General features: G+C 62.3%; 8 protein-coding genes. 6 read left to right on the top strand and 2 right to left on the bottom strand.

From position 1 onward, the window contains the following. Positions 1-88: 88 nt before the first annotated feature. Positions 89-2,821 carry a preprotein translocase subunit SecA gene (secA, locus tag NKI72_RS06275; protein WP_352617241.1) on the top strand — a complete coding sequence of 911 codons (2,733 nt, stop codon included), beginning with the start codon at positions 89-91 and terminating at the stop codon, positions 2,819-2,821. A 162-nt stretch (positions 2,822-2,983) separates the two neighbouring features. Here secA and NKI72_RS06270 read toward each other — a convergent pair whose 3' ends face one another. After that, positions 2,984-5,638, bottom strand: a complete 2,655-nt coding sequence (locus tag NKI72_RS06270) for a helix-turn-helix transcriptional regulator (RefSeq protein WP_352849985.1) — start codon at positions 5,636-5,638, stop codon at positions 2,984-2,986. A gap of 142 nt (positions 5,639-5,780) precedes the next feature. Between NKI72_RS06270 and NKI72_RS06265 the strand changes: the two genes are divergently transcribed. From NKI72_RS06265 to NKI72_RS06255, 3 genes are all read left to right on the top strand, one after another. Then, the gene (locus NKI72_RS06265; RefSeq protein WP_023677971.1) at positions 5,781-6,053 is read left to right on the top strand and encodes a DUF4242 domain-containing protein; all 273 of its coding nucleotides are present in this window, start codon (positions 5,781-5,783) and stop codon (positions 6,051-6,053) included. Positions 6,054-6,120: 67 nt separating this feature from the next. Continuing rightward, positions 6,121-6,342: a hypothetical protein gene (locus tag NKI72_RS06260; protein ID WP_352683007.1), complete on the top strand. Its 222-nt coding sequence runs from the start codon at positions 6,121-6,123 to the stop codon at positions 6,340-6,342. A 162-nt stretch (positions 6,343-6,504) separates the two neighbouring features. Further along, the gene (locus NKI72_RS06255) at positions 6,505-7,005 is read left to right on the top strand and encodes a hypothetical protein (RefSeq protein ID WP_352831704.1); all 501 of its coding nucleotides are present in this window, start codon (positions 6,505-6,507) and stop codon (positions 7,003-7,005) included. Between the two features lie 145 nt (positions 7,006-7,150). Here NKI72_RS06255 and NKI72_RS06250 read toward each other — a convergent pair whose 3' ends face one another. Continuing rightward, positions 7,151-11,068, bottom strand: coding sequence for an ATP-binding protein (locus tag NKI72_RS06250; protein WP_352849984.1), 3,918 nt, complete (start codon positions 11,066-11,068; stop codon positions 7,151-7,153). 381 nt (positions 11,069-11,449) lie between these two features. On the opposite strand from NKI72_RS06250, the gene NKI72_RS06245 reads away from it, so the two are divergent. Further along, positions 11,450-12,850 (top strand): lipopolysaccharide biosynthesis protein, encoded by a 1,401-nt coding sequence (locus tag NKI72_RS06245; RefSeq protein WP_352831738.1) that lies wholly within the window; start codon positions 11,450-11,452, stop codon positions 12,848-12,850. Then, positions 12,850-14,130 (top strand): GNAT family N-acetyltransferase, encoded by a 1,281-nt coding sequence (locus NKI72_RS06240; RefSeq protein ID WP_352831697.1) that lies wholly within the window; start codon positions 12,850-12,852, stop codon positions 14,128-14,130. Before NKI72_RS06245 ends, NKI72_RS06240 begins: the two co-directional genes overlap by 1 nt. The last annotated feature ends 167 nt before the right edge of the window (positions 14,131-14,297 follow it).

The raw sequence follows: 14,297 nt of genomic DNA, 5'->3' as shown, positions 1-14,297 counted from the left end.
TTTTGCGTTTGTCCGCGTTCACGTGGAGTTGATGGGGCCAGCCGGCGCCTGTCGCAACGACTTGGAATGCTATCGAAAGGGCCATTGGATGGTCAGTCTCGGCGGTCTCGCCCGTAAGGTTTTCGGCTCCTCCAACGATCGTCGGGTCAAATCGACCCGGCCGCGCGTCGAGGCGATCAATGCCATGGAAAACGAGATGCGGGCGCTTTCCGACGCCGAGCTTCAGGCCCGCACGGACAAATTCCGCCAGGACATCGCCAACGGCGCCAGTCTCGACGACCTCCTGGTGCCGGCCTTCGCCACCGTGCGTGAGGCCGCCCGCCGCGTGCTCGGCATGCGGCCGTTCGACGTGCAGCTGATCGGCGGCATGGTGCTGCACAATGGCGGCATCGCCGAGATGCGCACCGGCGAAGGCAAGACGCTGGTGGCGACGCTGCCGGTCTACCTCAACGCGCTCGCCGGCAATGGCGTCCATGTCGTCACCGTCAACGACTATCTGGCCACGCGCGACTCCGAATGGATGGGCCGCGTCTACAAATTCCTCGGCCTTAAGGTCGGCGTCATCGTCCACGGCCTGTCCGACGAGGAGCGCCGCGTCGCCTACGCCGCCGATGTCACCTACGCCACCAACAACGAGCTCGGCTTCGACTATCTGCGCGACAACATGAAATACGAGCGCGCCCAGATGGTGCAGCGCGGTCACAGCTACGCCATCGTCGACGAGGTCGATTCCATCCTGGTCGACGAAGCGCGCACGCCGCTGATCATTTCCGGTCCGCTCGAGGACCGTTCGGAAATGTACAACACCATCGACACCTTCATCATCCAGCTGCAGCCGCAGGACTACGAGATCGACGAGAAGCAGAAGACCTCGATCTTCACCGAGGAAGGCACCGAGAAGCTGGAGAACATGCTGCGCGATGCGGGTCTGCTCAAGGGCGAGTCGCTCTACGACGTCGAGAACGTCGCCATCGTCCACCACGTCAACAACGCGCTGAAGGCGCACCGGCTGTTCCAGCGGGACAAGGACTACATCGTACGCAACGGCGAGATCGTCATCATCGACGAGTTCACCGGCCGCATGATGCCCGGCCGCCGCTATTCGGAAGGCCTCCACCAGGCGCTCGAAGCCAAGGAGCATGTGGCGATCCAGCCGGAGAACCAGACGCTCGCCTCGGTCACCTTCCAGAACTATTTCCGCCTCTACAAGAAGCTCGCCGGCATGACCGGCACGGCGCTGACCGAGGCCGAGGAATTCGCCAACATCTACAATCTCGACGTCACCGAGATCCCGACCAACCTGCCGGTCATCCGCATTGACGAAGACGACGAGGTCTACCGGACGGTCGAGGAGAAATACAAGGCGATCGTCAAGGAAATCAAGGAAGCCCGCGCCAAGGGCCAGCCGACGCTGGTCGGCACGACTTCCATCGAGAAGTCCGAGCAGCTGGCCGAACGCCTGCGCAAGGAAGGTTTTAAGGATTTCGAGGTGCTGAACGCCCGCCACCACGAGCGCGAGGCGGCGATCGTCGCCCAGGCCGGCAAGCCCGGCGCCATCACCATTGCCACCAACATGGCCGGCCGCGGCACCGACATCCAGCTCGGCGGCAATGCCGACATGCGCATCGCCGAGGAGCTTGGCGACATGCCAGCCGGCCCCGAGCGCGAGGCCAGGGAAAAGGAAATCCGCGACGACATCGCCCGGCTGAAGGAAAAGGCCCTCGCCGCCGGCGGCCTCTACGTGCTGGCCACCGAACGCCATGAATCGCGCCGCATCGACAACCAGTTGCGCGGCCGCTCGGGCCGCCAGGGCGATCCCGGCCGGTCGAAATTCTTCCTGTCGCTGCAGGACGACCTGATGCGCATCTTCGGTTCCGAGCGCATGGACGGCATGCTGCAGAAGCTCGGCCTCAAGGAAGACGAGGCGATCATCCATCCGTGGATCAACAAGGCGCTGGAAAAGGCGCAGAAGAAGGTCGAGGCGCGCAACTTCGACATCCGCAAGAACCTCTTGAAATACGATGACGTCTCGAACGACCAGCGCAAGGTGGTGTTCGAGCAGCGCATCGAGCTGATGGACGGCGAGGGCCTGTCCGAGACCATCACCGAGATGCGCGAAGGCGTCATCGAGGAGATCGTCGCCAAGAACATTCCCGAAAATGCCTATGCCGAGCAGTGGAACGTCGCCGGCCTCAAGGCCGAGATCGCCGAATTCCTCAACCTCGATTTGCCGGTCGAGGACTGGGTCAAGGAAGAGGGCATCGCCGAGGACGACATCCGCGAGCGCGTCAGCCAGGCAGCCGAGGCCGCCGCCAAGGAGCGCGCCGAGCGTTTCGGCCCCGACGTGATGACCTATGTCGAGCGCTCGGTGGTGCTGCAGACGCTCGACCATCTGTGGCGCGAGCACATCGTCAATCTCGACCATCTGCGCTCGGTCGTCGGCTTCCGCGGCTATGCGCAGCGCGATCCGCTGCAGGAGTACAAGGGCGAAGCGTTCGAGCTGTTCCAGGCGATGCTGGGCAATCTGCGCCAGGCCGTCACCGCGCAATTGATGCGCGTCGAACTGGTCCGCCAGGCGGCGGAAGCGCCGCCGCCCGAGGCCCCCGACATGTTCGGCAGCCACATCGACGGCTTCACCGGCGAGGACGATTTCGAAGGCGGCGAGACGGCCGTGCTGGTCCGCCAGGAGACCAACGCCATCGTCGCCCCCGAAGACCGTGACCCGAAGAACCCGGCGACCTGGGGCAAGGTCGGCCGCAACGAGGCTTGCCCGTGCGGGTCAGGGAAAAAATACAAGCATTGTCATGGGGCGTTTGCGTAAGGCACTGCTTTCCTTCGCCCCGTTCACGGGGAGAAGGTGCCCGAAGGGCGGATGAGGGGCAGCGCCGGCGCTTGCGACTAGCCGATCTCCCCACCTGAGGGGGAGATGGCCGGCAGGCCAGAGGGGGGGCGCTGTCCCGCCGGCCTTTGATTTATTCGCTTCTCAAATCAACCCCGAATCGCGCGCCGCGGCGGTGGCTTCGCCGCGCGAAACCGCCTCCAGCTTGCCCAGAACCGCCGAGACGTGGTGATCGACCGTCTTCGGCGAGATGGTCAGCTGCTCGGCGATCCGCTTGTTGGAGAAGCCGCGCTCGATCAGTTGCAGCACCTCCATCTGGCGCTGGGTCAGGCCGGCGCGATTGGCGCGCGTAGTTCGGCGCGGCCCCCTTGCGATGCCGTTGACGCCGTTGCGGCGCATGATATCGCGCAGGTGAAGGGCGACGGGCCGGGCGCCGAGGCTTTCGAAAATCTCCAGCGCCAGACGCTGCGCGGTCTCGTTACCCTGCGCCAGCGCAAGCCCGCGTTCGTAGGGCGCGTTTATCTCGGCCCATAGTTCTGCCGCCGCCCGCCAGTCGCCGGCGAGCAGCAGCCGGTAGGGCGCAGCCATGCCGATGGTGTCGCCTGGATCCATGTCCGGCGCCAGCTTCTGCCGCCACGTCGCCAGCTCGCCGAAACCCGCCCGCGTCGTCGACAAGCTCTCAGCCAGTGCGATCAGGCCGAGCGCCTCATCCTTGTCAGCCTGGCCGAGCCACGCCCGTTCGGCCATCAGCGCCGCATAGGGCGCCAGCCGCTGCAATTCCAATCCCTTGTCCAGGAACTGCGTCATTTCGGCAAAAAGCGGCTCGGCGGACGGGTCGCCGCGCCGTATCCGCAGCTTTGCCAGGGCGACCACGGCGGGATAGCGGACCAGCATCGTCGCCTGGTCGTTGGCGATCACCTCGAGTGCCTCGCCGGCAGCCTCTTCCCATTGCCCCTGGCGCAGCAGCAACTGGGCCAGCACGCCGCGCATATAGTCGCGCCAGGTGACGAGATCGTTTTCGACGCAATAGTTGATGCCGCGATCGAGGAACGACCGCGCCTCAGCGAAGCCGAGCTGGTTCATCTCGCTGCAGGCGCTGTTGGTGAAGGCGCGCGCCGCATGTTCCTGAAAATTCTGCTCCAGCGCGATCTCCAGGCTGCGAGCAAGGTGCAGCCGTCCGTTTGCCAGATCCAGCCACTGCTCGGCGCTGCCGACATTGTTGAGCGCGTGGCAGACGATGTCGGGCCGGTTCAGTTGTTCGGCGAGCGCAATCGCCTTGTTGCCGAGCCGCAGCGTGTCGTCGAGCCTTTCGGCCAGCATCGCCAGTTGCGAGAGGTTGGAATAGGCCATGGCGAGCTCCGGCCCGGCCGGCGCGGTCTCCAGCAGCTGAACCGCCTGCTCGCCAAGGGCATCGGCAGCCATGCGGTCGCCAAGCAGGTAAGCAAGGCGCGACAGCCACCTGAGGCAATCCCCTTCCTTCGCCGTGTTCCCCTGGGCCTGATGCAGCCGGCGCGCCTGGTCCTGCGCGGCGATGGCCTCGTCGATCTTGCCGATGAGGTGGCACTCGAAGGCATATTTCTCATGGAGCGCCGTGCGCTCCTCCACCGGCAGGCCGTCGGCCTGCCGCAACACGGCTTCATAGAAGCCGGCCGCATCGCGATGGGCGCCGACGCGGGAGGCCTCGCGCGCCGCAACCGGGGCCAGCTCGCGCACTGCCTGCAGATTGTGCGCCTCCACCGCGTGATGCACCAGGCGGCCGGTGGAAACCTCACTGTTTTCGAGCAGGGCGGCCAGGGCGCGCTGGTTGAACTGCCGCCGGTGGCTCGTCGTCAGCATCGCCTCGATGGCGCGGCGGGCGATCTCGTGCCGGAACGCATAGCCATCGCCCAGATCCTCCAGCAAGCCGTTGGCGACGCATTCGGCAAGCTGGCCGGCGCTGGCGACGCCGCATAGGCCCCGCAACGCCCAGGCATCGGCCCGCCGCGGGAACACCGACACCGCGTCGAGCATCGCGCGGGCGCCGGCCGACAGGCGCTCGGCGCGCGCCAGAACCGCGTCGCGCACGCTTGCCGGCAGCGCCGTTTTTTCCTCGCATCCGCTGCACAACAGTTCGGTGACGAAAAAGGCGTTGCCCGCCGTCGCCCGGTAGATGGCGTCGCCATCACGCCCCGCCGCCTCGGCCAGCGACAGCACCGCCGACTCGCTGAGCAGCGGCACGTCGATGCGCGCGACGCTGCCTGCCGGTATCTCGCCGAGCGCGCGGCGCACCCGCATCTGTCCCTCGCTGCGATCGGTGCGCGCCGTCAGCAGCAGCAAGAGATGCCTGTTGGCAATGCGCCGGCCGAGAAAGCGGACGAAATCGAGCGTCGCATCATCGGCCCAGTGCAAGTCCTCGATCACCAGCAGGGTCGGCTGCGCCTTTGTCTCGAAGATGTCGAGCGCATCCGAAAACAGCGGCAGCCTCTGTCCCTGCCGATGATCGATCGCCTGCGGCAGCGCCCATTGCGCGTCCCGCGCCAGATCGTAAAGCGGCCCGAGCGGATCGGGTATCGACAGATCCTCGCAGGCGCTGCGGAATATGCGCGTGGCTTGCGCAGTCCGGTCGATGAAGGCCTCGACAAGCGCGGTCTTGCCGGCCCCGGCCTCGCCAGCAAGCACCGCGACGCAGCCACGGCCGCGCCCGGCATCGGCCAGCAGCCCGTCGAGTCGCTCCAGCTGTTTCTGCCGTTCCAGAAGCATCATTCGCTCACGCAGATCGAGTTCGCCGAAAAGGCGGACCCGCGATGGACCCGCCAACATATCCCCCGCTCATAACGCTGCCAACATAGGGAATCGTCCCGCCAAAAATGGGGAAAGGCTCCGATGTGCGCTCTTGCCGGGCGTGATCAATGTCGAGCCGCGCTCAAACCGGGCGTGACCCACTGGAGAAAGGAAGGCTTCCATGCCTCGCTATCTGATTGAACGCACATTCCCGGACGGCCTCAACGTGCCGATGAACGAAGCCGGCGCCGACGCGCTGGGCGGTGTCGTCATGCGCAATGCCGAAAAGGGCGTTACCTGGCTGCAGTCCTACGTGTCGCCGGACAAGAAGCGCAGCTTCTGCATCTACGACGCGCCCTCGCCCGAGGCGATCCGCAGCACCGCCCAGAAGAATTCGCTGCCTGTCGACAAGATCACGGAGGTGCGGGTTCTTGACCCCTACTTTTACCGTTGATGGCAGGCAAACCCCAAGTGGCGGACAAAAGGATGAGTATCAAACTGCCATTCGCGGCAATTGCGACATGCCTGATGGCATGCCGGTCGGCGAACCGGCGCCTGTCGTGGGAAACCCCGGCGGTTCCCTGCTTGGCCGTCTATGGCGGATCGCGGCGGCGCTGCCTTCGCGTCTGCTGGGCAGGCGGCGCCGGCTGCCCCCGCAAGACGATTATCTGAGGCAGGACATCGGACTGCCCGAACGCGAGCAGCGGCGCGAATACTGGGAATATTATTGGTGGGACTATTAGTACGCCGCGCCGTTTGGACGGGCTGAGACAAGCCGTGCAACCGGCCGCATCATTGCGGCCGACATGAAAACAGGACGAGCGACCTGTTTCGCAAAGTTCCAACGGACGCCGCAGCGTTGAGCAGACCCGATCGGTGCGCGTCCTCAAACAACCGGAGAGAACATGAACATCAATCTTTGCACCGGGCGCCTTGCCGCCCTGGCCATCCTGTCGATCGCCGCCACCGCTGCCCAGGCAAAGGACGGCAATCCGCTGGCCGACAAGGTACGCGCCGCCAACAGCCGCTTCGAGAATGTGGCGGCGGCGACCGCTGAGGGCTACGCGCCAATCCCCTGCGCCAGCGGCATCACCGGCGGCGCCATGGGCATCCATTACGTCAATCCCGGCTACCTCAAGGACGACGCTGTCGATGTCGCCAAGCCGGAAGCGGTGATGTACGAGCCGATGGCCGACGGCACGCTAAAACTGATCGCGGTCGAATACATCACCTCGAAAGGCCCGGCCTCGCTCGATGGACATCTGTTCAACTTCAACAGCGCGCCCAATCGCTATGGCCTCGGTCCGTTCTACGAGCTGCATGTCTGGGCCTGGAAGGGCAACCCGACCGGCGCCTTCGCCGACATGAACCCGAATGTTTCATGTGATGCGATGAAGGGGACGTAGGCGGGGCTCTTCCTTCTCCCCGTTCTACGGGGAGAAGGTGCCCGACGGGCGGATGACGGGCAGCACCGGCGTTGGCCAATCTCCCCACCTGAGGGGGGCGGCTGGCCGGAGGGTTTTTTGGCCAAGCGGATCTCACGCACCAGCTTCAACCGTTATAGATCACACCGATTATTCGGCGCACGTGTTGCACTTGTGGGACGCCAGGTTGCGCCTTTCCTACAGATAGGACTTCCGATGAACCAAGACCGCCTATGCTCTCGAATTGACGCAGATGAGCGAGATTTCCGGGGAGAGCGGACCCTATCCGCTTGAATATACCGGCTCCGCTATCGAGAGCCAGCGCAACCAACGTTCCCTCATGGTGCCCAATTTCGGCAAGACTGATTGAAGGCCCTCCGAGCACTATCTGCTTTGGAAGAGCAAGCGGCACAGCGCTCTCATCTACAACGCGAAACCCGACCTCAACGCGAGCCAGAACTTTAGATGCATCAACGAGAACGGCCTCATCCTGCCCTTGATCTACTTTGATGTCGTGATCGAACAAAACACCCGCAACCTGATGGACGGAAACTTCTGCTTCAGGAAAAAATACTGTGTAAGGACTTTTTGCGCTAGGATCCGGAACTTCCGCTGTTAACCCAATAAAGTCCGAGCCCTTCGAGCGAAGGAACCGGCGCGCGAAGATCGACTGACCGTGACGCGCGATGACGAGACGGCGGTCGAGGACCGGACCGGGCTGCGCTTCGACAATTGCTAGAGATCCTTGGGGAGCCGCAAAGCCAAAATTATGGCGACGTAGATAGAATACAGCCTTTCCAACCAATAGCTTAGGATCGAACGGTTCTGTGGCCTCTTGCGAACCCATGGCGGGAGAGTGTTGGGTAAATGCCGCAAGATCAGGGTAGACTATCAGGTTAAGTGACGGCGGCGTCATCGGATCTAAGGCCGGCGGCACGTCAACTGCCCCAGTGGGGGTTGGTGAAATGGCCGCGCGGCGCTTCCATCGATCGCATTCCTCGTACATTCGCCCGGTAAGCACAACGAGTTGCCCAAGATCATCGGCACATTGCGCAACCTCCCCCGGACGAATTTCCTGACGATTCCCATGATGCGCTTTGTTCATCAATTGCAGCACGAGCGAGCCTTCGGCCAACGCTGGGTGCGAGATGAAGTCTGAAAACACCTGCATCGCAAACATCCCTTGCGGACCGGCTTTTATGCAAGATCGCAGGCGATCTGCAAAGGTTCTCAATGTTGGATCGGGATTTGCTTTTGCCCAAACCAAATGAGCGGGATCATCGAACACATCACCCAACGCTGCTTCAAAGAAAACTCTGCAACCGTCCGCATAAGATCGAGCAGGCTCTTCAGCATTTCGGTCTCTATCATACAATTCCTTGCGAGCCTCGATCTCTGCCTGATGGGGTGTTGTTCTAACTACAGGTTGGTTCAGCGTAGCCGGATGAACGGCAAGGTGTTCCACAGCGGGACGAACCGGCAGCCGGGCAACCACGCCGGCAAAGCGCCTATCGTAAGACGTAACAATTAGCTGTGCGCCTAGCTCGATAAGGGTTCCAAAGGAGTTGGCTAGCTGTTGCCGATTTTCATCATCGAGCAATTCCTGCGGATCATCGAGCAAAAGGGTCTTAAGACCCCCACGGGTTTTCAGCACATGCTCCCAAAAGGCAAAGAAGAAACCAACCAAACTAGCCCGCAGCGCCGACGCATTTGTCACGTGCTGTGCAGGCGCAGACACACCACCTGCACGAACAACAAGATCGAGTTTGCCCTTCCGTCCCATAGAAGCGTCGACCAACTCGTGTGCGGTGCTGGGGAACGTGCTGACATAAATTCGCGACCGCCATAGCGCTGCTTCGGTGCGGAGGGTCTTACGCAGTTGATCGACTTGCCGATCCGCCAACTCGCCTAACTTTGAAAGATTTACGAGCGCGGTGCCCGCGGTTTCGTACTCGGCGATCCGTTTTTCGGCAGCACGCCGAAGTTTGATTTCATCTTTCAAACGAGTGCACTTTGCTAGGGCCTTGGTAATTGGCTCCGCGCCTTTCACAGTGACATCAAGCTCTAAGAGCTTGCCCATGAGTGTGACCTTTTCTGGAAGCTCACCCGTTTTGCGCCTACGACCAACGACGTTTTCAAAGACTTGACGTGCGAAGACCTCGTTTTCTTGTCGCCATCGGGCAAAACGCAATGCCAAGTCGAGACGCTTCAATCCCTCCGTGAGGGCCGCACAAGTCGCAGGAAGCGAGATCGGGGTAGCGGCAGGGAGGTCGGGGCTCTGTTTGACGACTTCGTCAAAGGCTTTGGCCGTCTCACTTTTGAGAGCGACCAATTCGCCTCCGAACGCGTCAAGAGCGAAAAGTTCATCGACCAGAGCCTTGCGTATGAGGTCGATGGGATGAGTCGGCAGATCGCGTTTGAGTTCAGCTTGCAATGCTTCGGGTAGAACGCTGTTAAGTTCACCTAGAGCGATCTGTGACCAGCGATTTAGGGTTTGGGCAATCAGCGAGGCGTCCAGGCTAGCCTCGTGAATATGCGTCTTTACAAGCCGGCCACTGACGGGGTCCTGGGCTTCGACCAGAGAGCCGCCACACACAACGCACTGATCTTCAGTGCGGACAGCGTCGGGATGTTCTTCGATCCAAGTAGCCACATGAGCGTAAAGGCGCGAACGAGCCGCAGACGATGGATCTCGCGCCAAAGCGTCGAGTAACTTTGCCTCACGTACTATCTCGGCAATTTTGGTCTCGGCGGTGCTTAGCTGCTCCGACGAGAGTTCGCGAAAACCCCGCAACCTTGCCATCGAGGGAAGTCGTTGGGGCTGACCTACTTCGTTGAGTGCGGGCGCAATCGAAGTCTCAAGATCGGCGCTCCGTTTGGGGTCAACGGGATCGAACCCTTCACCAAGGATATCGCGAACGGACTCATAGGCTGTCGCCTTTGTGGCTTCAAAATACCCGGTGATTTCGTCAAGGGTTTCTTCAGCAGTCGCATCACTAGAAGGTTCCGGCATCGCCTTTGGCGGCACGAGCGCCGGATAGGGCTTTAGCTCCGCAGTAAAGTCGTCCCGCGCAGTTCTGTAAATCCGATCAATTCCCTCCAGTTCCTTAGTTTTGGCCTTAATAAACTCCTTTATCTTGTTCTTGGCGCGCAGAGCGTGCCCGGCGAGGTCTACCAGCGCCGATAGGCCCGTTAACTCGGCGACGGCCCGGCCTAGTTCGGATTCACTTCCAACTTTGATGAGTGGGAGAAGGCCTGGCATAACTGTCCCGATCCGCACGGCTATCGGATCAATGGCGAGGCCAGCTAGCTCCGGCGGAATCTCCTCAAGGACACCTCGCGCGGTTCGCCTCTGAATGCGGCGGACAGGGGGCAATATTTCCCCTTCTTCGTCAGCAAAGGTCAACTCAACCCATGTGTCAGCTGGAACCCACCCCTGATCAGGCCGAAATTGAGAAACATCTGGCATGGGGGTAACTGGGGAGAGCCGGTGCGCCGTTTCACCGTCCTCTCCATCTGCATTTGCTATCCAGCAATCGAAGTCTACATCCGCCCTTTCTGGCTCGCGCTGTGGGCGAAGGATCTCACCTGTTAGACCCCAAATAATGGCATTTGCTAGCGAGGTCTTTCCGGAGCCGTTGCGGCCCTCGAACAGGGTCACCGGCGCTGTAAATTCATGAACATAGTTTTGCGGAGGCGCGCCAGGAGTTCCAAATTTGTGAAGCCCCGCAAACCTATGAGCTTCGAGCTTTACCAACGTCAGACGCCTATTGTTGGTATTAGCCGCGCGCGCCGGAATTGCCGCCACTTCTGGCGGCTCAGCGAGAATTGCATCCACCAATTGTTCAGCGTGCGCAGCACTTACGTTGGCTATCCAATTTGCCGCGCCTCGCGTCCGGTACCATTGTAGAGCGCTGCGTGCCCGGTTATCGGCCAACGCAAATAATACGTCACCGTCAATAGCAACCGCCCGATCACTAACCAGATCTGTCAACAGAGACTCTAGGGTATGGAGGTGGAGCAGTTGCGGCGTAAATTCAATCATTTCCCCGCCAAATATTTTTTCGCGAATGTTGTTCGATCTAGACATCTGGCAGTCGGGTGAACTAAGCGGATGAGCTCAACTGATTTTTTCAGAAAAACGTCGCACAATCCAAAATTGGGCAATGAACTTTGTCCCCTAAAGCAAAATTTGTCTATACCTTTGCGACTCCCTACCTTCGTTAGTAAGCTTTATTTTGAGAACGTCTGCAACAACGGTAGGGCAAGGCAAATTTTCGAAAGCCAGCGCCGCCCCTCATCCGCCTGCCGGCACCTTCTCCCCGTATAGAGACGGGGCGAAGGGAACTCCCCACCCAACCGTTTCTTAATGTGTCTCCGCTACACCCAACCCCTGTAAATTGGCGGAAAACGGAGTGTGATCGGGGTGCGCTTTTCCGCGGCGACGACAGCCGGGCGGTTCCTGCCGCAGCGCCTTGCGCTGCGCATCAGGCCGCTGCTTGGCCTGATCGATGCCGTCCTGTTCAGCGCCGGCGCGCGCGGCGAGGCCGGCCGCATGTCGCTGATCGCCTTTTCGGTCCGCATCGTCAGCGCCGTCATCGCCTTCGTCAGCCAGGTCCTGATGGCGCGCTGGATGGGCTCGTTCGAATACGGCATTTTCGTCCTCGTGTGGGTGACGATGGTCATCGTCGGCAATCTCGCCTGCCTCGGCTTCCACACCTCGATCATCCGCTTCATTCCCGAATATCGCGAGCGCGGCATGATGGCCGAACTGCGCGGCATCGTGCGGGCCAGCCGGCTGTTCGTGCTGATTGCCTCCACCGTGATCGCCGGCCTCGGCGCGCTCGGCGTCTGGCTGCTGTCGGCCTATATCGAAAACTACTATGTCGTGCCGTTCATCCTCGGCATCATCTGCCTGCCGATGATCGCCATGTCCGACCTGCTGCAAGGGCTGGCGCGGGCCAATTCCTGGGCGCTGTTTGCGCTGTCGCCGACATTCCTGGTGCGGCCGCTGCTGATCCTGGCGTTCATGGCGCTGATGCTCCTGGCGGGCTATGCGCCCGACGCCAGAACGGCGATCTTCGCCGCGATCACCGCCACCTATGCCACCACGCTCGGCCAGCTTATCGGCGTGACGTCGCGCATCGACAAAAGGATCCCGGCCGGACCGATGAAATTGCATTTCGGCCACTGGTTCATCGTCTCGCTGCCGATCTTCCTGGTCGAGAGCTTCTTCTTCCTGCTCACCAACGCCGACGTGCTGATGGTCGGCGCCTATCTCGATCCCAACGACGTCGCCGTCTATTTCGCCACGGTCAAGACGCTGGCACTGGTGCATTTCGTCTATTTCGCCGTCAAGGCCGGCGTTGCCCAGCGCTATGCCCAGTTCACCCATGGCGAGCCGCAAAAGCTCGCCGCCTTTGCCCGCGAAACCGTGTCGTGGACCTTCTGGCCGTCGCTGGTCATGGCGCTGCTGGTGCTGGCCCTGGGCGAGCCGATGCTGACCCTGTTCGGCCCCGAATTTTCCGCCGGTTATCCGCTGCTGTTCCTGCTGGTGTTCGGCGTCGTCGCGCGGGCCGCCGTCGGCCCTTGCGAAAGCCTGCTCACCATGAGCGGCAACCAGAATATCTGTGCCGCCGTCTATGCCATGACGCTGGCCTTCAACATCGCGCTTAGCGTCGTGCTGATCCCGCTCTTCGGCCTGTGGGGCGCGGCGATGGCCACCGTCTTCGCCATGATCTTCGAGGCCGGCGCGCTGTCCTTTACGGTCTGGCGCAAGCTCGGCATCGCCATGGTCATTTTCGTGCCCGCCAAAGGAGCCGCCTGATGGCTGCCGTCCCCTTGCTCGAGGAAACCAGCGGCGGCCCGGCCGGCGCCATGGTGTCCGGCCTTGCCGGGCTTGCCCGCGAAGCCGATCCCGCCCATGTCGAGATCCTCGCCAACAACCGGCCCGAGCGCAAGCTTGCCATCTATCCGGCCTCCGCCGGCTTCGACCTGGTCGAGGAGCTCGACTATCTCTGTACCCGCACGATCGAGCCCAACGTCTTCTTCAATCCGCGCTTCCTGGCGCCGGCCATGCCCAGGCTCGAGGACCGTGAGGTGCGGCTGGCCGTCATCCGCGACGGCGACCAGTATCGCAACCGGCTGCGCCTGCTGGTGCCGTTCTCGGTCGAGCGGCCGGCGGTGCCGCTCGGAGTTCCCGTCATGCGCACCTGGTCGAGCCCGTTCGGCCCGATCGGCACGCCGCTGGTCGACCGCGACGATCCGATCGGCGTGATCGAGGATTTCTTCTCGATGCTGTCCAGGCCGCATCTCAAACTGCCGAAAGTCTTCGTGCTGCCCGACATAAGGCTGGATGGCCCGGTGGCGAGCCTGCTCGCCAGCGTCGCCGAAACGCGCGGCCTGACGCTGGTCACCACCGGCAAGGCCGAGCGCCCGGTGCTCGAAAGCGAGCTCAATGGCGAGGAATATCTGAAAGCTTCGCTGCGCGCGCACCATTATCGCGAGTTCCGCCGCCTGAAGCGCCGCCTTGCCGACCTCGGCCGGCTGGAGCATGTCGTGGCGCGCGGGCCGGACGAGATCCGCCATGCCATCGAGAATTTCCTGACACTGGAGGCCGCCGGCTGGAAAGGCCGCGAGCGCACCGCCATGGCCATCGACCGCTACCGCGCCGCCTTCGCCCGCGAAGCGGTGCACCGGCTGGCCGAACAGGATCTTTGCCGCATCCATTCGCTGACGCTCGACGGCCGCACCATCGCCTGCCTGGTCGTCTTCGTCGAGGCCGGCGTCGCCTACACCTGGAAGACCGCCTATGACGAGACGCTCGCTGCCTATTCGCCGGGCACGCTGCTGATGATCGAGGTGACCAGGCAGCATCTCGACGACCCCAACATCATGATGACCGATTCCTGCGCGGTGCCCGACCATCCGGTGATGAGCCGGCTGTGGAGCGAACGCAAGCCGATGGGCACGCTGGTGATCGGGCTGACGCCGGACGCCGACCGCCCCGCCCGCCAGGCGGCGTCGCAGCTTCACCTCTACCGCGAAACCCGCAACATGGCGCGCCTGCTGCGCAACCGGATGAGGAGCCTGCTGCGCCGGCGCTAGTGCATGGGGTCCAAAGTGGGCCCGACCGTCCGTCTCCGCACCGTCGGCTCTCTCGGGCCTAGGTCGTCAGGGTTAATTCTCCCGATCAGCGGAAAGGATTAGCATCGACGCAGTCCCAACCGGGATGAGGCGATCAATTACGGCCGCGCGTCCAGCATCACTGCCGC

The sequence above is a fragment of the Mesorhizobium sp. M0437 genome (genome assembly GCF_040321335.1).
Taxonomy (GTDB): Bacteria; Pseudomonadota; Alphaproteobacteria; order Rhizobiales; family Rhizobiaceae; genus Mesorhizobium.
The sequence above is the reverse complement of the archived record's forward strand: the minus strand, read 5'-3'. Positions and strand labels throughout refer to the sequence as shown.